Origin of the sequence: Mycolicibacterium grossiae, from assembly GCF_008329645.1 — a bacterium.
GTDB classification, from domain to species: Bacteria; Actinomycetota; Actinomycetes; order Mycobacteriales; family Mycobacteriaceae; genus Mycobacterium; species Mycobacterium grossiae.
The window spans coordinates 3,969,074-3,987,761 of the sequence record NZ_CP043474.1; the positions used below are offsets into that span (position 1 = coordinate 3,969,074).

At 69.0% G+C, this 18,688-nt stretch carries 18 protein-coding genes and 1 tRNA gene; 10 read left to right on the plus strand and 9 right to left on the minus strand.

Annotated features, from left to right (window positions below):
- Window positions 1-2 precede the first annotated feature (2 nt).
- Window positions 3-1,181, plus strand: a complete 1,179-nt coding sequence (gene coaE, locus FZ046_RS19105) for a dephospho-CoA kinase (RefSeq protein WP_070356009.1) — start codon at window positions 3-5, stop codon at window positions 1,179-1,181.
- Between the two features lie 4 nt (window positions 1,182-1,185).
- Here coaE and FZ046_RS19110 read toward each other — a convergent pair whose 3' ends face one another.
- From FZ046_RS19110 to FZ046_RS19120, 3 genes are read right to left on the minus strand one after another with little or no spacing between them, the layout of a single operon-like run.
- Window positions 1,186-1,794: a hypothetical protein gene (locus FZ046_RS19110; protein ID WP_149484295.1), complete on the minus strand. Its 609-nt coding sequence runs from the start codon at window positions 1,792-1,794 to the stop codon at window positions 1,186-1,188.
- 11 nt (window positions 1,795-1,805) lie between these two features.
- Window positions 1,806-2,312, minus strand: a complete 507-nt coding sequence (locus FZ046_RS19115; protein WP_070356280.1) for a ribonuclease FAU-1 family protein — start codon at window positions 2,310-2,312, stop codon at window positions 1,806-1,808.
- 8 nt (window positions 2,313-2,320) lie between these two features.
- On the minus strand, window positions 2,321-2,617 hold the full coding sequence (locus FZ046_RS19120; protein WP_070356274.1) for a hypothetical protein: 297 nt from the start codon (window positions 2,615-2,617) through the stop codon (window positions 2,321-2,323).
- Window positions 2,618-2,688: 71 nt separating this feature from the next.
- Here FZ046_RS19120 and uvrB point away from each other — a divergent pair, with 71 nt between their 5' ends.
- Both uvrB and FZ046_RS19130 read left to right on the plus strand, forming a co-directional pair.
- Window positions 2,689-4,848 carry an excinuclease ABC subunit UvrB gene (uvrB, locus tag FZ046_RS19125; RefSeq protein WP_070356281.1) on the plus strand — a complete coding sequence of 720 codons (2,160 nt, stop codon included), beginning with the start codon at window positions 2,689-2,691 and terminating at the stop codon, window positions 4,846-4,848.
- 38 nt (window positions 4,849-4,886) lie between these two features.
- The gene (locus FZ046_RS19130; RefSeq protein ID WP_149484296.1) at window positions 4,887-6,278 is read left to right on the plus strand and encodes an MFS transporter; all 1,392 of its coding nucleotides are present in this window, start codon (window positions 4,887-4,889) and stop codon (window positions 6,276-6,278) included.
- Here the strand turns inward: FZ046_RS19130 and FZ046_RS19135 are convergent.
- A complete protein-coding gene (locus FZ046_RS19135; protein ID WP_070356282.1) occupies window positions 6,275-7,006 on the minus strand; it encodes an MgtC/SapB family protein in 732 nt (243 codons plus the stop codon). The two genes, FZ046_RS19130 and FZ046_RS19135, sit on opposite strands and share 4 nt — an antisense overlap.
- A gap of 90 nt (window positions 7,007-7,096) precedes the next feature.
- On the opposite strand from FZ046_RS19135, the gene FZ046_RS19140 reads away from it, so the two are divergent.
- The 3 genes from FZ046_RS19140 to FZ046_RS19150 all read left to right on the plus strand — a co-directional run bounded on the left by FZ046_RS19140 (window position 7,097) and on the right by FZ046_RS19150 (window position 9,496).
- Window positions 7,097-7,167: transfer RNA gene (locus FZ046_RS19140), tRNA-Cys, on the plus strand.
- A 149-nt stretch (window positions 7,168-7,316) separates the two neighbouring features.
- Complete coding sequence (locus FZ046_RS19145) at window positions 7,317-8,543, plus strand: hypothetical protein (protein WP_125939866.1); 1,227 nt, start codon at window positions 7,317-7,319, stop codon at window positions 8,541-8,543.
- Between the two features lie 590 nt (window positions 8,544-9,133).
- Window positions 9,134-9,496 (plus strand): hypothetical protein, encoded by a 363-nt coding sequence (locus tag FZ046_RS19150; RefSeq protein ID WP_070356277.1) that lies wholly within the window; start codon window positions 9,134-9,136, stop codon window positions 9,494-9,496.
- A 14-nt stretch (window positions 9,497-9,510) separates the two neighbouring features.
- Here the strand turns inward: FZ046_RS19150 and FZ046_RS19155 are convergent, their stop codons facing one another.
- From FZ046_RS19155 to FZ046_RS19165, 3 genes are all read right to left on the minus strand, one after another.
- Window positions 9,511-9,864: a hypothetical protein gene (locus FZ046_RS19155; RefSeq protein ID WP_125939867.1), complete on the minus strand. Its 354-nt coding sequence runs from the start codon at window positions 9,862-9,864 to the stop codon at window positions 9,511-9,513.
- Between the two features lie 21 nt (window positions 9,865-9,885).
- Entirely contained in the window at window positions 9,886-10,527 is a 642-nt protein-coding gene (locus tag FZ046_RS19160; protein ID WP_125939868.1) for a hypothetical protein, read from the minus strand.
- Between the two features lie 342 nt (window positions 10,528-10,869).
- Window positions 10,870-11,358 (minus strand): Rv1352/Rv1906c domain-containing protein, encoded by a 489-nt coding sequence (locus FZ046_RS19165; protein WP_070356279.1) that lies wholly within the window; start codon window positions 11,356-11,358, stop codon window positions 10,870-10,872.
- Window positions 11,359-11,632: 274 nt separating this feature from the next.
- Here FZ046_RS19165 and FZ046_RS19170 point away from each other — a divergent pair, with 274 nt between their 5' ends.
- The 3 genes from FZ046_RS19170 to FZ046_RS19180 all read left to right on the plus strand — a co-directional run bounded on the left by FZ046_RS19170 (window position 11,633) and on the right by FZ046_RS19180 (window position 14,439).
- The gene (locus tag FZ046_RS19170; RefSeq protein ID WP_246182817.1) at window positions 11,633-12,850 is read left to right on the plus strand and encodes a hypothetical protein; all 1,218 of its coding nucleotides are present in this window, start codon (window positions 11,633-11,635) and stop codon (window positions 12,848-12,850) included.
- Between the two features lie 27 nt (window positions 12,851-12,877).
- Entirely contained in the window at window positions 12,878-13,729 is an 852-nt protein-coding gene (locus FZ046_RS19175) for an acyl-CoA thioesterase (RefSeq protein ID WP_070356166.1), read from the plus strand.
- 266 nt (window positions 13,730-13,995) lie between these two features.
- A complete protein-coding gene (locus tag FZ046_RS19180) occupies window positions 13,996-14,439 on the plus strand; it encodes a universal stress protein (RefSeq protein ID WP_070356165.1) in 444 nt (147 codons plus the stop codon).
- Between the two features lie 22 nt (window positions 14,440-14,461).
- Here FZ046_RS19180 and FZ046_RS19185 read toward each other — a convergent pair whose 3' ends face one another.
- Together FZ046_RS19185 and FZ046_RS19190 are read right to left on the minus strand one after the other, a co-directional pair.
- Complete coding sequence (locus tag FZ046_RS19185; RefSeq protein ID WP_070356164.1) at window positions 14,462-14,962, minus strand: DUF427 domain-containing protein; 501 nt, start codon at window positions 14,960-14,962, stop codon at window positions 14,462-14,464.
- A 1-nt stretch (window position 14,963) separates the two neighbouring features.
- Window positions 14,964-15,641 carry an MBL fold metallo-hydrolase gene (locus FZ046_RS19190; protein ID WP_070356163.1) on the minus strand — a complete coding sequence of 226 codons (678 nt, stop codon included), beginning with the start codon at window positions 15,639-15,641 and terminating at the stop codon, window positions 14,964-14,966.
- A 135-nt stretch (window positions 15,642-15,776) separates the two neighbouring features.
- Here FZ046_RS19190 and uvrA point away from each other — a divergent pair, with 135 nt between their 5' ends.
- Complete coding sequence (uvrA, locus tag FZ046_RS19195; RefSeq protein WP_070356162.1) at window positions 15,777-18,686, plus strand: excinuclease ABC subunit UvrA; 2,910 nt, start codon at window positions 15,777-15,779, stop codon at window positions 18,684-18,686.
- Window positions 18,687-18,688: the final 2 nt, after the last annotated feature.

The following is an 18,688-nucleotide window of genomic DNA, read 5'->3' on the forward strand; positions in this document are numbered from 1 at the left end:
CCGTGCTGCGAATCGGTCTCTCCGGCGGAATCGGCGCCGGCAAGTCAACGGTGTCGGCGACGTTCAGCGATCTCGGGGGGATCGTCGTCGACGGTGACGTGATCGCCCGCGAGGTCGTCGAACCGGGAACCGAGGGACTGGCACGCCTGGTCGAGGCCTTCGGCGACGGCATCCTGCGGCCGGACGGCGCCCTGGACCGGCCGGCGCTGGCGGCAATCGCCTTCAGCGACGACGAGAAGCGCGCGACGCTCAACGGCATCGTGCACCCGCTGGTCGGGGCCCGGCGCGCCGAAATCATCGACGCGGCACCAGCGGACGCCGTCATCGTCGAGGACATCCCGCTGCTGGTCGAGTCCCAGATGGCCCCGATGTTCCCGCTCGTGGTGATCGTGCACGCCGACGAGGACGTCCGCATCCGCCGGCTCGTCGAGCACCGCGGCTTCTCCGAGTCCGACGCGCGGGCCCGGATCAAGGCGCAGGCCAGCGAGCAGCAGCGCCGCGACGTCGCGGACGTGTGGCTCGACAACCACGGCGACGCCGAAGACCTCCGCGCCCGGGCGCGGGCGCTGTGGCAGGACCGGATCCTCCCGTTCGCGCACAACCTCGACGCCGGCACACCGGCGGTCGGCGCGCCCGTGCTGGTCGACGCGGACCCCACGTGGCCCGACCAGGCCCGCCGCATCGTCGCCCGGCTGCAGACGGCGTGCGGCCACCACGCCGTACGCATCGACCACGTCGGCTCCACCGCGGTGCCCGGCCTGCCGGCGAAGGACGTCATCGACGTGCAGGTGACGGTCCGCGACCTCGCCGTCGCCGACGAGCTGAGCGACGCCATCGTCACCGCCGGCTACCCACGCGTCGCGGACGTCACCGCCGACACTCCGCACACCGACGACGTCGACGGCTGGACCAAGCGGTTCCACGCTTCGGCGGACCCCGGACGGCTCACGAACGTCCACCTACGCGCCGATGGCAACCCGAATCAGCGCTTCGCCCTGCTGTTCCGGGACTGGCTGCGCGCCGATCCCGACGCCCGCGCCGACTACCTGGCGTGGAAGCGCACCGTCGCCGACGCCGGACACGCCGACACCGGTGCGTACGCCGAGGCGAAGGAACCGTGGTTCGCCGAGGCCCGTCCGCGCGCCGAGGCGTGGGCACGGGCGACGGGCTGGCAACCCTGACGGGTCAGGCGGCCGGTGGGGCGGGAGCGGGCGCGGCGGGGACCGCGGGCACCGGTGCGGGCGCGTCGACCGGCTGGGTGTTGCCGGTGGGGAAGTTCGTCACCGAGCCACAGCTCAGCACGCCGTAGCCGGGGTCGTTGCGCTGCGGCGTGAAGCGGGGCGCGACGAACTGGTCGGCCTGCGCCACGATCTGGTCGTCGACGAGGATCTCGCAGTGCAGGCTCGCGCTGTAGGGCCATTGGATCGACACCTGCATGCCGGCTTGCTGCGGATCGCTCACCACGCCGGTCGCCTCGAAGGTGCGGCCCGGCACCATCGTCGGGTCGGCGGTGTTGAAGTCGGTGTCCGACAGCTTGTAGGTGATCGACGCACCGCGGGCCACGCCGTCCACCCGCGCGCGGTACACGACGTTGTGCGGGCCCGGACCCACCGGCGGCGCCGCCCCTCCGGGGGCCGGCGGCGTCGCCTCTCCGGGCACCGGTGGCGTCGCCTCGGCAGGAGCCGGCGGCGGCGTCGCGGGGTCCGCCGGCGCAGGGGGCGCGGTCAACGCCGCTCCCGCCGCCAGGACGGCCACGGCGCCGGCCGCAAGCCAGCCACGTTTGCCAGAACTCATGTCCGGAGACTTTACGCCGAGCGCCAGGTGAGGACCATGTCGTGGCCCGCCAGCCAACGCGCCAGGTCGTAGTCGTGCCGCGCCAGCCCGTCGACCGCGGCGACGGCCGTCCCCACGGCGCGCTGAGCGGTTTCCTCGTCCAGCCGGCCGTCCACCACCGCCGCCAGGAGTTCGTCGACGTCGGTGATCGCGACGTCACGACCTGTGCGGACCACCAGGTCGAGGTAGTGATCCTCGGTATGCCAGACCTCACCGGCGCGGCTGACGCGAGCGACGTCGAGGTAGTAGTCCTGGTCCCGCTCGTGACCGGGGTTGAAGTGGAACACCGACGCGCGCAGCCCCAGCGTCGGGAGCAGCCAGGACTCGAGGAAGTGGAACTGCGCCCGGCCGGGGGTGGGCCGGGCCATGTACAGACCCCAGGGCCGCACGTCGTAGACCTCGACGGTGCGTTCGATGCCCTTGGGGTCGACGTTGATCCGCCGGCCGACGTCGAAGACCTCCCGCTTGGGCGGGTGGATCCGCTGCCTCACGACCGGCGGCGGCCGAGGTCGATGGTGAACGGCCGCGTGCCCTCCGGGCGGGTCCACATGCGCAGCACGAACCCGGCGATCAGAAGCAGGACGAAACCGGTCCACAGCAGGTCCGCCGCATCGAGCCAACTGCACGGGCGCGACGGCCCCAGTCCGTCGTCGCCGCAGGTGACGCCGAGGACCTCGGCGACCCGTCCCGGACCGGGCCAGACGAGCAGGACCAGGCACCCCACGCTGACGAGCAGCAGGACCAGCCCGAGGACGCGGAGGGCGATGCGAAGCGGTTCGCGCACGGCGTCACGCTAGCGCGCCCGTCGGACGTGCGGGAATGAACTTGTCGGACTCCGCGCTTAACCTGGTGACCATGGCTTTCGCGACCGAACACCCCGTGCTTGCGCACTCCGAGTACCGCCCCGTGGATGCCATGGTGCGCTCGGGTGGCCGCTTCGAGGTCGTCAGCGAGTACGAGCCCGCCGGTGACCAGCCCGCCGCGATCGACGAGCTGGAACGCCGGGTGCGCTCGGGCGAGCGCGACGTCGTGCTGCTCGGTGCCACCGGTACCGGCAAGTCCGCGACCACGGCCTGGCTCATCGAGCGGCTGCAGCGGCCGACGCTGGTGATGGCGCCGAACAAGACGCTGGCCGCGCAGCTCGCCAACGAACTGCGAGACATGTTGCCGCACAACAGCGTCGAGTACTTCGTGTCGTACTACGACTACTACCAGCCCGAGGCGTACATCGCCCAGACCGACACGTACATCGAGAAGGACAGCTCGATCAACGACGACGTCGAGCGGCTGCGCCACTCGGCCACGTCGAGTCTGCTGTCCCGGCGCGACGTCGTCGTGGTGGCGTCGGTGTCCTGCATCTACGGCCTCGGCACGCCGCAGTCCTACATGGACCGGTCGGTGGAACTGCAGGTCGGCCAGGAGGTGCCGCGCGACGGGCTGCTGCGACTGCTGGTCGACGTGCAGTACACCCGCAACGACATGTCCTTCACCCGCGGATCCTTCCGCGTCCGGGGCGACACCGTCGAGATCATTCCGTCCTACGAGGAACTCGCGGTACGCATCGAGTTCTTCGGCGACGAGGTCGAGGCGCTGTACTACCTGCACCCGCTTACCGGCGACGTCGTGCGCAAGGTCGACTCGCTGCGGATCTTCCCCGCGACGCACTACGTGGCCGGCCCGGAGCGCATGGCGCAGGCGATCTCGAGCATCGAGCGGGAACTCGAGGAGCGGCTCGCCGAACTCGAGGGCCAGGGCAAGTTGCTCGAGGCGCAGCGGCTGCGGATGCGGACCAACTACGACCTGGAGATGATGAAGCAGGTCGGCTTCTGCTCGGGCATCGAGAACTATTCGCGTCACATCGACGGACGTGGACCCGGGACGGCGCCCGCGACGCTCATCGACTACTTCCCCGAGGACTTCCTCCTCGTCATCGACGAGTCGCACGTGACGGTGCCGCAGATCGGCGGCATGTACGAGGGCGACATGTCGCGCAAGCGCAACCTGGTCGACTTCGGATTCCGCTTGCCGTCGGCGGTCGACAACCGCCCGCTGACGTGGGAGGAGTTCGCCGACCGGATCGGGCAGACGGTGTACCTGTCGGCCACGCCGGGCCCGTACGAGCTGAGCCAGTCCGGCGGCGAGTTCGTCGAGCAGGTCATCCGTCCCACTGGGCTGGTCGACCCGCACGTCATCGTCAAGCCGACCAAGGGCCAGATCGACGACCTCATCGGCGAGATCCGCAAGCGCACCGAGCGCGACGAGCGGGTGCTGGTGACGACGCTGACCAAGAAGATGGCCGAGGACCTCACCGACTACCTGCTCGAGACCGGGATCCGGGTGCGCTACCTGCACTCGGAGGTCGACACGCTGCGACGCGTGGAACTGCTGCGGCAGCTGCGGCTCGGCGAGTACGACGTGCTGGTCGGCATCAACCTGCTGCGCGAGGGCCTCGACCTGCCCGAGGTGTCGCTGGTGGCGATCCTCGACGCCGACAAGGAGGGGTTCCTGCGGTCGCCGCGAAGCCTCATCCAGACCATCGGCCGCGCGGCCCGCAACGTGTCCGGCGAGGTGCACATGTACGCCGACACGATGACCGACTCGATGAAGCAGGCCATCGACGAGACCGAGCGCCGTCGGGCCAAGCAGATCGCGTACAACGAGGCCCACGGCATCGACCCGAAGCCGTTGCGCAAGAAGATCGCCGACATCCTCGACCAGGTGTACCGCGAGGCCGACGACTCGGAGACCGTCGAGGTCGGCGGGTCCGGACGCAACTCCTCGCGGGGCCGCCGGGCCCAGGGAGAGCCGGGGCGCGCGGTCAGCGCGGGCGTCGTCGAGGGCCGCGACACCACGTCGATGCCGCGCGCCGAACTCGCCGACCTCATCAAGGATCTGACCGAGCAGATGATGACGGCGGCGCGCGACCTGCAGTTCGAGTTGGCGGCGCGCATCCGCGACGAGGTCGCCGATCTCAAGAAGGAACTGCGCGGCATGGATGCCGCGGGTCTCAAATAGCTTGACCTGAACCCCGGTTGAGTTCTTAGCGTGAGGTCATGACCCGCTCGGACACGACGCATGCCGGGAGCTGGCGCGACCTGGTGGGCTCGCGCCACGTCGGCGCCTCGACGGTGCTCGCGGGTGGCGTCGCGCTGTACGCGATCAACGAGTTCCTCACGATCAGTCTGCTGCCCAGCACCGTCGCCGAGATCGGCGGCGAACGGCTGTACGCCTGGGTGACCACCGTGTACCTCGTCGCGTCCGTCGTCGCGGCCACGACGGTGGGCGCGGTCCTGTCCCGGCTGGGACCGCGACGGGCCTATCTGACCGCGCTGAGCGTCTTCGCCGTGGGCAGCGTGGCGTGCGCCGTGGCGCCGTCGATGGAGCTGCTGCTGACCGCACGTGCCGTTCAGGGCGGTGCCGGTGGCCTGCTCGCAGGCCTCGGATACGCCGTGATCAAGACCGCGCTGCCGGCCGCGCTATGGACCAAGGCGTCGGCCCTGGTGTCGGCGATGTGGGGCGTGGGCACCATCGTCGGCCCGGCCGCCGGCGGGTTGTTCGCGCAGTACGGCTCGTGGCGGTGGGCGTTCGGTGCGCTCGCGCTGCTGACGGTGTCGATGCTGCTTCTGGTGCCGTTCGCGTTGACACGGGGTGCCGCGCTGCCGCGCGACGCCGTCGGCATCCCGGTGCCGTCGCTGCTGCTGCTCGGTGGAGCGGCCCTCGCGATCAGCGTCGCGGGCATCCCACGCGCAGTGGCGGCCACGTGCGCGCTGCTGGGCGTCGGCGTCCTGCTGGTCGCCGCCTTCCTGGTGGTCGACCGCCGGGCCGGCGCATCGGTGTTGCCGCGCCACGCGTTCGGTGCCGGGCCGCTGAAGTGGATCTATCTGCTGCTGGGCGTCCTGATGGCCGCGACCATGGTGGACATGTACGTGCCGCTGTTCGGTCAGCGTCTGGCCGGGTTGGTGCCCGTGGCCGCCGGTTTCCTCGGCGTCGCCCTGTCGGTGGGATGGACGGTCGGGGAGATCGCCAGTGCCTCGCTGAGACGGGAACGCGCGATCACCGCGGTGGTGGGTTGTGCCCCGCTGGTGATGGCGACGGGCCTGGCGGTGAGCGCGGTCATGATGACCCGGGACGCGTCGGGCGTCGTGCTCGCCGTCTGGGTCGTGGCGCTGGTGGTCACCGGTACCGGGGTGGGCATGGCGTGGCCACATCTGTCGGCCTGGGCGATGGGGTCCACCGACGACCCCGCCGACGGCGCGACGGCGGCCGCGGCGATCAACACCGTGCAGCTCATCTGCGGGGCGTTCGGCGCCGGCCTGGCCGGGGTGGTGGTGAATGCGAACGCGTCGGGCGACGTGCCCGCCGCGCGCTGGCTGTTCGGGGTGTTCGCGGGCATCGCGGCGCTCGGAGTGCTGGCCTCGTCGCGTGCGATCCGGCGGGCCGGCTAGTCGGGATCGTCCTCGAGCTGGCGGACACCGGAGACGCCGTCGATGTCGGCGAGCACCAACGGTGCGCGCAGGATCCCCGAGCCCGCCAGCGTCACCTGGACGCCGACGTGGTCGGCCGGCGCGCCGAGGGGTTCACCGGCGGGGTCGGCGGCCAGCTCGGTGAGCTGCCAGTTGCGGCGGCTGCAGGCCTCCAGCACCTGCCGCAGCACGCCGCGGCCGTCCTCGTAGGTGATGTGCAGCGTGATGGCGCCGCTGAGCCGTGCGGCGAGTCGTCGTGCCACCGGCATGAAGCCCAGCACGATGAGGAAGTGCATCGCGGTCACGGTGCAGGCCAGCAGCAGGAGTCCCGAGCCGGCGGCCATGCCGATCGCGGCGGACTCCCACACGGCCGCCGCCGTCGTCAGACCGTGCACCGAGCCGCGACGGAAGATGATGATGCCCGCGCCGAGGAAGCCGATGCCCGACACGATCTGCGCGGCGACGCGGGACGGGTCCACCACGACGAGGTCGGACGTCACGACGTCCTGGAAGCCGTACTTGCTGACGAGCAGGATCAGCGCCGAGGCCGTTCCGACGATCGTCTGGGTACGCAGTCCGGCGCTCTTCCCCTGCACCTCGCGTTCGAGGCCGATCAGCGCCGTGAGGCCGAAGGCGACGAACAGTTCGACGATCTGACGGGTGCCTTGGCCCGGTCCGCCGAAGAAGGGCGGATCGGCGAGGTGCTCGATCACGCCGCTCACGCTAGTGCCGGACGATAGCGATCACGCCGAACGAAACGCTGGTCCCCGTGGCGCTGCGCTGGCACCGTCGTGGTCAGTGCGGGTGTGGCTGAGTGGCTAGGCACCGGCCTGCAAAGCCGTCTACACGGGTTCGAATCCCGTCATCCGCTCGCATGTTGTAGCAGTTAGAGGCCATTTCGATGGCCTCAACTCTCTATCCGAAGTTGAGTGTTGGCGCTGAGTTGACGCTTACCCGGCGACACACCGACCCCTAAACCGTTTGCTGGCATTGTCGTACGCAGATGCGACCATCAGGACTATGAGCTTTTGGACGGACAAGGACTTCGACGAACACCCGGTATGGGAGCAAGTCGCACAGTTCGCCCGCCATATGGACGAACTGCCTAGAGATCTCGACCCGCCACAACGGCTCTCAGTCGTCCGGCTCAAAACCGCCCTAGAGCTCTTGAGCGAACATCAGCAAAGGGCCATCAAAGAGCACTACACCGCGTCGATGCTCGACGTCGTTCACAGCCATCTGACCGGTTCGGTCAATCCGTCCATGTCGACGTTCGTCAGCGATCCCGACAGCTACGGCAATCACGTCAACACGGCCGCCGATCAGGTCGACCAGATTTTCGATTACGTCGCTCAATGGCCAAGCTTGCCCGCGGGCGGACAGGCCCAAGCCGCCGGTAAGGCGTTCCGGGAGTACAAGGAGGAAGCGGAAACGGCGCTGGAAGTACTGAAAGAGAAGAACGACGAGTTGCAAGCGGAGCTAGTTCAGCTCAAGTCGCAGATGACGACGGTTGAGGGGCAGATGGGCTCCGTCGAAGATCGCTACAGCACCAGCCTGGAAGCCCGCGACGCCGAGTACTCCGACGCGGTGGCCCGCATCGAAGAATCGGGCAAAGAGGCTTACGACAAGGCGATACAGGCTGACGTCGAGTCGAGGTCTGCCCAGCTTCAAAAGTTGGTCGATGATGGCGATGAGCTGGTGAAGGCAACAGAAGCCCACCGCGCCGCAGCCGAGAAGTTGGCGCTCGCCGCTGAGGGGTCGGCGGAGTGGCTCGCCAAACGGGCTTTCGCCCGAGACTTCGGGATGCAAGCACGGCGCAAGTCGGCGGCAGCGTGGCTCTACGACTTCCTCGGAACGGCGGTCATTGCTGCGCCCGTCTATTTCGTCCTGAAGCATTTTCTCGATAACCAGGACTCTGACGGCACCGTGGCCGTCAGCCTCACGCGTTTGAGCATCATCGTCGGCGCGGTGATCCTCGGTGGGTACCTCTTCAGTCGCGGCGCTACAAATCACCGTCAGGCCCGCGCCAGCAAGAGTGCGGAGATCCGCCTAAATACCTTCGAAGCGTTTATTTCGGCGTTGGACGAAGACGAGCAAGCCGAGATCCGCAACGGAATGGCGAAGACCATCTATCTCCGTGGACGTCTCGCGGACGAAGAGCCGGACAGCCCGAATCCGTTCGGCAAGATCCTGGATGCCATCGCAGACCGCTCCAAGAGTTCCGAAGTGGCCGACGCTGAGAAGTAAAGAAGTACGCGGTTCGGATGATCTGCGATCCGATTTGCGAGCGATTTAAACCATTCAATCAATCTCTAGAGGCGGCAGTCGAAAACGAGCTGAAATCGGTCAGGTTATGACGATACATGCAGTTCAGAGGCATGTTGTGTGACGATCCTGCTGACACTGATCTTGGGCTAGCCCGACTCTATCAGAATTGCGCTGACACCCTTGGCAGGCGCATTGACGTGCATTAACGTTGCTGTAGCACTATTCAGGTAAGGCCCGATGCGTTACGACGCAATGGGATTCAACGAAAGCGATCCGCAATGTCACGTAGCAGGTGGATTCGGCGTGCCCGCGAACGGATCTGACGGCCGACGAGAAGGCCGAACGACTCAACGACGACGACGCACCCAAACACGTCGGCCTGCCCGCCATCGCCCAACGGGTCAACGAACTGTTCGGCGTTACCGTCACAACCCACTATCTACGGCGCGCTACCAACAGCGCCGTCTGTCGTTCAACGAGATCGGCCACAAGATCCACTGCTCGGATCGCCAGCTTTACAACTTCATCGTGGTCGGCACTCGCAAGGACGACCGTAAGCAGGTCGGCGCATGACGCCCGAAGAGAAGTTGGCAGATCTACGATTCCGCAAGGCTCAGGCCAGCATCGCTGACGTTCAGAACCGACTCAACGCGCCGCATCCCGGCCGCGATGGTCTCACCGTGGCGCAGCGCTACGACCAAGAGACCATCGCGCACGTCGAGGCCCGATTTCCCGCGCTGTGCGGTGTCGACACGGCAGACCCGTTGAACGACCAACTGGACGCCGCGTTCGATGCTGCCCATCGGATCGTGGACGGCTGGCTGGCGGCTTTGACGCTCACCTACCCCGTGTTGGGGGCGATGGTGGGCGCAGTGCTGGCAAGCCAGGATTACTACGTCGGAGCTTCTATCGGCCGCCGGGTTTCCTACTGACCGCTCCCGGAGCACTACATACTAGGAAGTGTGTCGGAGACGAACTTCAGAATTTGCGCGTAACTGCGCGGCCCAGGTGCATCAGGTAGTGGCCCTCTGCCCTCCGGCTGCATCTCTTGCATGGCTCTCAGCAACACGCGGGTGTAATCTTGATTCTTCTGCTCAGTCTGGACTAGGTGCTCAAGCAGCAACCCGCAGAGATTCACAGCGGCTGTAGCCGTTCGCGTTGCGCTCTCAAGATTGGTCAGGTAGTTGTCTAAACGTCCTTGAGCGTTCACCACCTCAGTGCCGTCTATCGCCGCGCTCCCAACGATCGCGATCACGTTCTTTAAATCAGCAACCTCTTCGGGTGTCCAGTCAGTGCCCATGTCAACGAGTATGCCGCCATGCTAGCTTTGGCTGGTCTCCGCTGGCGGGTCGGGATTCGCGCGGGTTATCGGGCCGATTGCGTCGAACGCGGTCATCGTCGGTTGCGCCGTGATGGTCGACCCATTGGGTGCGCGCAAAACAACTGTGGCCGTGTCGCCGTCCAAGTGGCATGACAACACTGTCATCGGTTCGCCGAGATCCGGCCACGCTGCGCGGGCCATCTGAACGGCGCGCCGCTGCGCGTCCTGGCCGTCCAGCGGTTGCGGATTCCAAGCGGGCGGATGCAGTTCGCGCAACCGCTTCGCCAGTGCTTTTAGGCCGTCGTAAGCGATGCTGCCGACGATCCCGCTGGCCGCCGCCGTCGATACCCATATGAGCAGTTCCAGCGACGCACCCGCGGCACCCCAGCTGTGTTTCTTGAACCGCTCCTCGCTCATGAAGTCGTCGTGACTAATCAGACCGGAATCGGTCGGGGTTCCGTGCGCCTGCTCGACCTCAGTACGCAGCCGTGCGCGGTCGATTGGCATTCCAGCGTCGATGATCAGCACAACGGTTGCGCGTGGGGTCGGCTCGCTCGGATGGTCGATGGAGCGATAGACGATCCGGACCTGATCGACGTAATCGCCGCCGGGTTCACCGGAGGCATCGACGTAATCGGTCATGCGGCCATCGTCGCAGTTCAGCACGACATTCAGCGTCGTTCAAACCGCGTTTGCTGAGTCTGGCGCTGACATGGCGCTTGCTGGGGGAGCGCATACGAGTGCGCGCGGGAGACCTACGAAACGCAATGAATGCCAATCAGGTTGTCTCACAGAGCTATGCGCGCTGTTAGCGAGAGGAGTTCGCGAGCGCTCGTATCGCGCTCAATTTAGCTGAACCGGCCTGCAAAGCCGTCTACACGGGTTCAAATCCCGTCATCCGCTCGCACGCGGCGCAGGTGGGCACCGTCACGGCGGTGCCCTCCTCTCGTCGAGTACACCGGTCCGGCGCCTGACGCTCGGTCGCTAGCCCGCGGGCGCGGGTCCCGGTGCGGGCGCGTCGGCCGACGGACCGGGCGCGGTCGCGCCCGGGTTGATCTGCCCGCCGAGGATGCTCAGTAGCGGGCCGAGGGCACCCGGTGGCATGCCGGACGGCTTGGGGCACGCACTCTGGGAGCAGTCGGTCAGCTGCCACTGCTGGCAGTCGTTGGTGGTAAAGGTCGTGTCGGTGGGGTCGATCGTGACGACCGGGGCCTTCTTGGTGAGGCCGTTGTCGACCATCTCGTTGCCGCTGAGACGCTTCCAGTAGCAGGCGCTGCCCTCGATCGGCCCAGCCGACTTGTACACGCCGGGCACGATGTCGGTGCCGACCTTGAAGGTGCCGTCGCCGTCGATGGTCGTCTTGGGTGCGGGCGGCGGCGCCGGGGCGGGTTCGGCACTGGCGACACCGGTGGGAGCCCAGACGCCGACGACCGCCAGGATCGCGGCAGCGGCGAACGTCGAGGTGGTTCTCATGCCGACCAGATTAGCTGGACTAAACACCGATTGGCACGTAGGGTGCGGTGCCGCAGCGCCCTCGGCAAACGGTCCGCATGAGACGTGAACTGCCACAATGCCTTCCGGCGCAACGTCGTGCGGCCGTGACGTTGGTCTCCGCGTCGGCACCGCCCGGCAACGGTTCGATAACCGCCTCAGATACCACTTGTGCAACATCGGTAACAGGTTAGGTTTCTCTCAGGCACGCATCGGCGTCCCGTTCCATCGCGTCGAGTCACCATGGGAAGGCACCTTGCGCACGACCAATCGGGTGGCCGTGGCGGCCATGGCGACCGCCGGCCTGCTCTGGCCCGTCTCCCTGGCCGCACCGTGGGCGAGTGCCGAGCCGGTGCCGAGTCCGGGCGTCCCGTGTTTGGACATCGTGGCGCAACTGGCGGCCTCGCCGCCGACGCAGGCAGAGGTGACCGATGCCGCCGCATCGGCGCTCGCGAACGCCGTCCCCGGGCCACCGCCGGCCGACGTCGTCACGCCCGCAGCGGCGCCCATCGTCGAGGCGGCCGCCGTCTCACCGCCCGCCGCCGTGCCACCGCCCACCGTGCCACCGCCCGCCGTGGCGCCGGTGGTCGAGGCTGCCGCGCCGGTCGTCGAGGCGCTGGCCGCACCGATCGCCGACGCGGCGGCACCCGTCACGGTGCCGTTGAGCGCGCCGGCGGCGCCGGTGCCGGTCGCGGTGCCGCCGCCGGTCCCCGCGGCGGTGCCGCCCGTGCCCGTGGTCCCGCCCCCGGCCGCCGTCGTCCCGCCCGCGGTCGCCGTGCCGCCCGCCGTGGCACCGCCGGTGGGCCCACCGCCCGTGGCGCCCGTGGCCGAGATGGCCGCCGCGGCACCACCGGCACCGCCGCCGCCGGTGGCCGCACCCATCGAGGAGGCGGCGGCCGTGGCGCCCGCGCCTGCTCCGCCGGCAGCGGTGCCTCCCGCGGAGGTTCCGCCGCCTGCCGCACCTCCGGCACCGCCTGCCGCGCCGCCGCCTGCTGCGCCGATCGACGCGCCGCCCCCGCCGGTCGACGTCGCGCCACCCCCACCTCCCGCGCCGGCCCCACCTCCCGCGCCGGCCCCGCCGGTGGCCCCGCTGGCCGAGTCGGCGGCGCCCCTCGCCGCACCCGCGGCAGCTCCCGCGCCCGTCCTCGCGCCAGAGGCCGCGTCGGCTGCCGCGGCGGCACCCGTCGTCGACGCCGCAGGCCTCGCGGCGCCGCCCGTCGCCGCGCCGCCCATCCCCGCCGTCCCGCTGAGCGGACTGAGCGGGATCCCGGCACCCGCGGTCGCACCGGCGGGCATTCCGGTCGGTAGTGCGATGCCCGACCTCGGGCTGCAGCTACCGGCGACGCTGCCGATCCCGAAGGACCTGGTCTGCGAGGGCACGGCCTGGTCCGCCGCACGCGGTGCCGGACGACACGACGCCGACGCGCCGCCGCCGTCGCACCCGGCACCGGAGGATCGACGCGAACGCTGGTAGCGCACACCGCTACGGCATGATGCCGCCGTGAGTTCCTTCGCGCCCTCGCTGGCCGACGTCGTCGACACGCTCCGCGTCGAACCCCGCGGTGACGACCGCTTCGTCGCCACGCAGCTGGACAATCCGGCCCACCACATCGTCGGCGGCCACATCGCCGGGCAGGCGCTGATGGCCGCGAGCCGGACCGTCGACGGCCGCCTGCCGCACAGCGTGCACGTCTACTACCTGCGTGCCGGCGACGCCCGCCACCCGGTCGACTTCGACGTGGTGCGAGCCCGTGACGGCGGCACGCTGTCCACGCGCAAGGTGACCGCGCGGCAGGGCGACGCCGTGCTGCTCGAAGCGCTCGCCTCGTTCAGTACGCCCGTCGGCGGACCGGCTCACCAGGTCACGATGCCCGACGTCCCGGCCCCCGAGTCGTTGCCGCCGGTGCAGCAGCGCCTCGCCGCGCACGCCGACGAACTCGACGGCTACTGGGTGCGTCCGCAACCCTTCGACCTCCGTTACGTCGACGATCCGCCGCGCCTGGCCATCGACGCGCCGGAGCCGTCGCCTCGGATCCGATTGTGGTGGCGCCCAGCGGGTTCGGTGTCCGACGATGCCGTCCTGCACAGCTGCCTGCTGACCTACCTGTCGGGCACGACCATGCTGGAGACCGCACTCGCCATGCGCCGAGCCACCGCGGTGAGCACCTTCAACGCCCTCATCGATCACGCGCTGTGGTTCCACCGCCCGATCGACCCGACCGACTGGGTGCTGTCAGATCAGTGTTCGCCCAGCGGTTTAGACGGTCGCGGCCTCGCAACCTCGACGATGTACAACCGGTCGGGGGAGTTGGTGTGCGTCGCGACCCAGGAGCTGTACTTCGGGCGCGGGTGACCAGCCGGGGTGAAAACCGTTGACGTGGACGACGATTACGACGGCCTGGCTTGCCCATGACCCACGTCACCATCGGGCGGGCGATGCGATCGCACGGCGGCGCCCGCGCTTGGGTACGGTACGTCACGAACGCCTGAGCCATGGGCGTCCTCCGGTTACCATCGGTGCCGGTAGAACGGCTGCCATCCGGGCGATTCAGCCCCCACCCCGGGGGTAACGGGTTAATGTTCGGCGATGGCGTTGCAAACGACTCTTGGAGGGCATGGATGAGCGGCTACAAGACCGTGGTTGTCGGGACGGACGGCTCGGATTCGTCGCTGCGTGCGGTTGATCGCGCCGGAACGATCGCCGGCAACGCCGGCGCCCGGCTGATCGTCACCACGGCCTACTTCCCGCAGAGCGAGGACTCCCGCGCCGCCGACGTCCTCAAGGACGAGGGCTACAAGATGTCCGGCAACGCCCCCATCTACGCCATCCTGCGCGAGGCCCGCGACCGGGCGCACGCCGCCGGCGCCACCGACATCGAGGAGAAGGCCGTCGTCGGCGCTCCGGTCGACGCCCTCGTCGAACTCGCCGAGCAGGAGAAGGCCGACCTCCTGGTCGTCGGCAACGTCGGCCTGAGCACCATCGCCGGCCGCCTGCTGGGCTCGGTGCCCGCGAACGTGGCACGCCGGTCGAAGACCGACGTGCTCATCGTCCACACGTCCTAGTCCCGGGCCTCGGCGGGGCGGGCTACCAGCCCATCGAGCCGGGGATGCCCTTGAACGGTCCCGTGACCCGGCTAGTGATCCAGCCGCCGTAGAAGCCGCCGGGTTGCGGCCGGACCTCCTCGCCGTCGACGGTGCACCTGTCGACGGCCGCGGCCATCACGGCCAGGGCGCCGCCCAGCGGCGCGAACCCGGCCGTCGGCGTCGAGTAGGTCCAGGCCGCGCGCTCGGCGGTCCGGGCCGGCGTGACGAGGTCGAAGTACGCCGCCCGTCCCTTCCACTCGCACCACGACGAGCCCGCCGCCGGGCGCAGCACGCCGGCGTCGAAGGACTCTCGCGGCAGGTAGTACGTCGGGGGATGGCTGGTCTCCAGCACCCGCCAGCCGCGGGCGGTGGAGGCGACGGTTTGGCCGCCGAGTTCGATGGTGATCCGGCCGTGGAACTCCTCGAGCCGCGGCGGCCTGGGGTAGTCCCAGACCGACTCCTGGCCGGGGCCCGGCACGTCGGGGGTCGGCCACGGCCTCACCTCACCACCCCCGCTCGCGCCACTCGGCGAGGTGCGGGCGTTCGGCGCCGAGCGTCGTGTCGTCGCCGTGCCCGGGGTAGACGACGGTGTCGTCGGGAAGGGCATCGAAGAGCTTGCGCGTCACGTCGTCGAGCAGCCGCTCGAAGTCGCCGTCGCGCCAGGTCTTGCCGACACCGCCGGGGAACAGACAGTCCCCGGTGAACAGGTGCACCACCCCGCCGGTGGCCGGACCCGACAGCGCCAGCGCGACCGATCCCTCGGTGTGCCCCTGCAGGTGGATGACGTCGAACCGCAGCTCGCCGACTCCGACGACGTCACCGTCGGCGAGGAGCCGGTCCGGGGCGACGGGCAGCGGCTCCGCGTCGAGTTGGTGTGCCGCGGTCGGGACACCGGTGCGCGAGGCCACCTCCGCGAGCGCGACCGTGTGGTCCGGGTGCTGGTGGCTGGTCACGATGAGCGTCAGCGTGGGGGCGTACCGTGCGATGAGGTCCAGCAGCACCGACGCGTCGTTCGCCGCGTCGATGAGTAGTGTCTCGCCGGTCTGGGAACACGTGACGAGGTAGGCGTTGTTGTTCATCGGGCCCACCGAGGCCTTGACGATCGTCGCGCCCGGCAGGACGCGTCGGGCGGCGGTGCCGGGGTCGACGTGGCCGGTGTAGTCATCGGTGACGGCGGTCATGCCGCCACCGTATCGGTCCCCGCCGACACTCGTCGCCAGACGTGTCGGTGGGGCGACATAGCATGAGAGCGGAGCACATCCGCGTAGCCGGAGGCCGTGTCTCCGGTGTCCGTTCGGGGTTCAGAGAGGGATCAGTTGGCCGACCGCCTGATCGTCAAGGGTGCACGCGAGCACAACCTGCGGGGGATCGACCTCGAACTGCCGCGGGACGCGATGATCGTGTTCACGGGCCTGTCCGGGTCGGGCAAGTCCTCGCTGGCGTTCGACACGATCTTCGCCGAAGGGCAGCGTCGCTACGTCGAGTCGCTGTCCGCCTACGCGCGGCAGTTCCTCGGACAGATGGACAAGCCGGACGTGGACTTCATCGAAGGCCTGTCGCCCGCGGTGTCGATCGACCAGAAGTCGACCAACCGCAACCCGCGCTCGACCGTCGGCACCATCACCGAGGTGTACGACTACTTGCGCCTGCTCTACGCCCGCGCCGGCACGCCGCACTGCCCGGTGTGCGGTGAGCGCATCGCCCGGCAGACCCCGCAGCAGATCGTCGACCAGGTGCTCGCCATGGAGGAGGGCACCCGCTTCCAGGTGCTCGCGCCGGTGGTGCGCACCCGCAAGGGCGAGTTCGTCGACCTGTTCGACAAGCTCAACACCCAGGGCTACAGCCGCGTCCGCGTCGACGGCGTCGTGCACCCGCTCACCGAGCCGCCGAAGTTGAAGAAGCAGGAGAAGCACGACATCGAGGTGGTCGTCGACCGTCTCACCGTCAAGGCCTCGGCCAAGCAGCGCCTCACCGACTCCGTCGAGACCGCACTCGGCCTCGCCGACGGCATCGTCGTGCTCGAGTTCGTCGACCAGGACGAGGACGCCCCGCACCGCGAGCAGCGATTCTCCGAGAAGCTGGCGTGCCCGAACGGGCACCCGCTGGCCGTCGACGACCTCGAGCCCCGCTCGTTCTCGTTCAACTCGCCCTACGGTGCGTGCCCGGAGTGCACCGGCCTCGGCATCCGCAAGGAGGTCGACCCCGAACTGGTGGTGCCGGACCCCGACCTCACCCTCGCCGAGGGCGCCATCGCGCCGTGGTCGATGGGACAGTCCGCCGAGTACTTCACCCGCATGCTGATCGGCCTCGGCGAGGCGCTCGGCTTCGACGTCAACACGCCGTGGAACCGGCTGCCCGCCAAGGCGCGCCGCGCGATCCTCGAGGGCTGCGACGAGCAGGTGCACGTCCGCTACAAGAACCGCTACGGCCGCACGCGGTCTTACTACGCCGACTTCGAGGGCGTCATGGCCTTCCTGCAGCGGCGCATGGAGCAGACCGAGTCCGAGCAGATGAAGGAGCGCTACGAGGGCTTCATGCGCGACGTGCCCTGTCCGGTCTGCGAGGGCACCCGGCTCAAGCCGGAGATCCTGGCCGTCAGCCTCACCGCCGGCGACCAGACCAAGTCCATCGCGCAGGTCTGCGAGCTGTCCATCGCGGACTGCTCGAGGTTCCTCAACGACCTGACGCTCGGCACGCGCGAGGCGGCCATCGCCGGTCAGGTGCTCAAGGAAGTGCAGTCGCGGCTGGGCTTCCTGCTCGACGTCGGCCTGGACTACCTGACGCTGTCCCGGGCGGCGGGCACGCTGTCCGGCGGCGAGGCGCAGCGCATCCGGCTCGCCACGCAGATCGGCTCGGGCCTGGTCGGCGTGCTCTACGTGCTCGACGAGCCGTCCATCGGACTGCACCAGCGCGACAACCGGCGGCTGATCGACACGCTGGTCCGGCTCCGCGACCTCGGCAACACGCTGATCGTCGTCGAGCACGACCTCGACACCATCGCCCACGCCGACTGGATCGTCGACATCGGTCCCGCCGCGGGGGAGCACGGCGGCCGCATCGTGCACAGCGGCACCTACCGCGACCTGCTCCGGAACCCGGAGTCGATCACCGGTGCGTACCTGTCGGGACGCGAGGGCATCGAGGTGCCGGCGATCCGCAGGCCCGTCGACCGCAAGCGCCAACTGACGGTCGTGGGTGCGCGCGAGCACAACCTGCGCGGCATCGACGTCTCGTTCCCGCTCGGCGTGCTCACCTCGGTGACCGGCGTCTCCGGCTCCGGCAAGTCGACGCTGGTCAACGACATCCTGGCGTCGGTGCTTGCGAACAAGCTCAACGGTGCCCGGCAGGTCCCGGGTCGGCACACCCGCATCAACGGGCTCGACCAGCTCGACAAGCTCGTCCGGGTGGACCAGTCGCCGATCGGCCGGACACCGCGGTCGAACCCGGCGACCTACACCGGCGTGTTCGACAAGATCCGGACCCTGTTCGCGGCGACCACTGAGGCGAAGGTGCGCGGTTACCAGCCCGGCCGCTTCTCGTTCAACGTCAAGGGCGGTCGCTGCGAGGCGTGCTCCGGCGACGGCACGATCAAGATCGAGATGAACTTCCTGCCCGACGTGTACGTGCCGTGCGAGGTCTGCCAGGGCGCCCGCTACAACCGCGAGACGCTCGAGGTGCACTACAAGGGCAAGACCATTTCCGAGGTCCTCGACATGCCGATCGAGGAGGCCACCGACTTCTTCGAACCCATCTCGTCGATCCACCGCTACCTGAAGACGCTGGTCGACGTCGGTCTGGGCTATGTGCGGCTGGGGCAACCCGCCCCGACGCTGTCGGGCGGCGAGGCGCAGCGCGTGAAGCTGGCGGCCGAACTGCAGAAGCGGTCGACCGGCCGGACGGTGTACATCCTCGACGAGCCGACGACGGGCCTGCACTTCGAGGACATCCGCAAGCTGTTGAAGGTGATCAACGGTCTGGTCGACAAGGGCAACACCGTGATCGTGATCGAGCACAACCTCGACGTCATCAAGACGTCGGACTGGATCGTCGACATGGGTCCCGAGGGTGGCGGTGGCGGCGGCACCGTGGTGGCCAGCGGGACACCCGAGGACGTCGCCGCCAGCCCGGACAGCTACACCGGGCGCTTCCTCGCCGAGCTGCTGCCCGCGGCCACGGCGCCGGCGGAGGCACCGAAGAAGCGTCGCAAGGTCAAGGTCAGCGCCTGAGT